General features: G+C 55.8%; 2 protein-coding genes. Both read left to right on the top strand.

The window, feature by feature from the left end; all coding sequences use genetic code 11:
* Positions 1–1,236: cytochrome-c oxidase, cbb3-type subunit I (gene ccoN, locus PROAA_RS09515; RefSeq protein ID WP_186411122.1), on the top strand; the 1,236-nt coding region annotated here is incomplete at its 5' end.
* Between the two features lie 16 nt (positions 1,237–1,252).
* A complete protein-coding gene (gene ccoO, locus PROAA_RS09510; protein ID WP_186411121.1) occupies positions 1,253–1,867 on the top strand; it encodes a cytochrome-c oxidase, cbb3-type subunit II in 615 nt (204 codons plus the stop codon).
* Positions 1,868–1,985: the final 118 nt, after the last annotated feature.

Genomic DNA, 1,985 nt, shown 5'->3' with positions numbered 1-1,985 from the left:
GCTTTTGGCGGCTGTGCGCTGATGGGGAGCTCTTATTACGTTGTGCAGCGAACTTCGCACGTGCGTCTTTTTTGCGACAAGCTGGCTTCGTTTACGTTCTGGGGCTGGCAGTTGGTCATTCTCCTCGCGGCAATCACCCTGCCACTCGGTATCACCCAAGGCAAGGAATACGCCGAACTCGAATGGCCGATCGACCTCCTGATTGCCGTGGTTTGGGTTTCCTACGCAATCGTTTTTTTCGGCACGATTGTCAAGCGCAAGGTGTCGCACATCTACGTTGCCAACTGGTTTTACGGCAGTTTCATACTGGCCGTCGCGCTCCTGCATATCGTCAATAGCGCGGCGATTCCGGTAACGATGACCAAGTCCTACTCGGCATACGCCGGGGTACAGGATGCGATGATTCAATGGTGGTATGGTCACAACGCGGTCGGGTTTTTTCTGACCGCCGGCTTCCTTGGCATGATGTACTACTTTGTGCCAAAGCAGGCAGGTCGCCCGGTTTACTCGTACCGCTTGTCGGTTGTGCATTTCTGGGCGCTGATTTTCACCTACATGTGGGCGGGGCCGCACCACCTGCACTACACGGCGTTGCCGGACTGGACGCAATCCGTCGGCATGGTCTTCTCGCTGATTCTTCTGGCCCCGTCGTGGGGTGGCATGATCAACGGCATCATGACCTTGTCGGGCGCCTGGCATAAGCTTCGCGACGATCCGATCCTGAAGTTCCTGATAACTTCGCTATCTTTCTATGGCATGTCGACGTTTGAAGGTCCGATGATGTCGATCAAGACGGTTAACGCCCTGTCGCACTACACCGACTGGACTATTGGTCACGTGCATTCGGGGGCTCTGGGCTGGGTCGCGATGGTGTCGATCGGGACGATCTACTATCTTCTGCCGCGCCTCTTCGGCAAGTCGGAAATGTATAGCGTCAAGCTGATGACGGTGCACTTCTGGGTGGCCACCATTGGCGTCGTTCTCTACATTGCCTCGATGTGGATTGCAGGCGTGATGCAGGGCCTTATGTGGCGGTCTGTTAACGCGGATGGGACGCTGGCGTACAGTTTTGTCGAGTCGGTCAAGGTGTCCTACCCGTTCTGGGGAATCCGTTTCATTGGCGGTGTGCTCTTTCTGGTAGGTATGTTGATCATGGCCTACAACATGTTCAAGACGATGGCCGGTGGTAGCACGGAAGATGCACCCGTGCTGGTTCCAGCCGGTCAGCACGCCTAACAGGGAGGCTCCAAAAATGAAATTTACTCATGACGCGATAGAACGTAACGTCGGCTTGCTGGTCATCCTGACCGTACTGGTGATCAGTATTGGCGGCCTGGTAGAAATAGTGCCGCTGTTCTTCCAGAAATCGACAACGACTCCGGTCGAGGGTTTGAAACCCTATGATCCGGTTCGATTGTCCGGGCGCGACATCTACATCCGCGAAGGCTGTTTCCTCTGCCACTCGCAGATGATCCGCCCGTTTCGCGCCGAGACCGAGCGCTATGGACCTTACTCAGTGGCCGGTGAGTTTGTCTACGACCACCCCTTCCAGTGGGGTTCCAAGCGGACAGGCCCGGACCTGCAACGGGTTGGCGGTCGATACTCGGATGAGTGGCATCGTGTGCACTTGATAAATCCGCGTGACGTCGTTCCAGACTCCAACATGCCAGCTTTCGCCTGGCTGGCCGAGAAACCGGCGGATGCGGCAGGCGTTTCGGCAAAAATGAGTGCCCTGCGCAAGGTCGGCGTTCCCTACACCGACGAAGACATCGCCGGTGCCAGTAAGCAAGTGGAAGGCAAGAGCGAAATGGATGTTCTGATTGCCTACCTGCAGGGCATGGGGCTAGAACGGAAAGGGGTCAAGTAAAGCCATGGATATCAATGATCTGCGGTCTGTCGTGACGGTGGTTTCCATGCTGAGCTTTCTTGGGATCGTCTGGTGGGCTTATGGCGTAAAGAGCAACAAACAGCGATTTGAAGAAGCT

It is taken from the genome of Candidatus Propionivibrio aalborgensis (assembly GCF_900089945.1).
Taxonomy (GTDB): Bacteria; Pseudomonadota; Gammaproteobacteria; order Burkholderiales; family Rhodocyclaceae; genus Propionivibrio; species Propionivibrio aalborgensis.
The sequence above is the reverse complement of the archived record's forward strand: the minus strand, read 5'-3'. Positions and strand labels throughout refer to the sequence as shown.

What these genes read in the sequence shown, in the direction of transcription:
- ccoO (WP_186411121.1), top strand. Translation starts at nt 1,253, where the DNA reads ATGAAATTTACTCATGACGCGATAGAACGTAACGTCGGCTTGCTGGTC.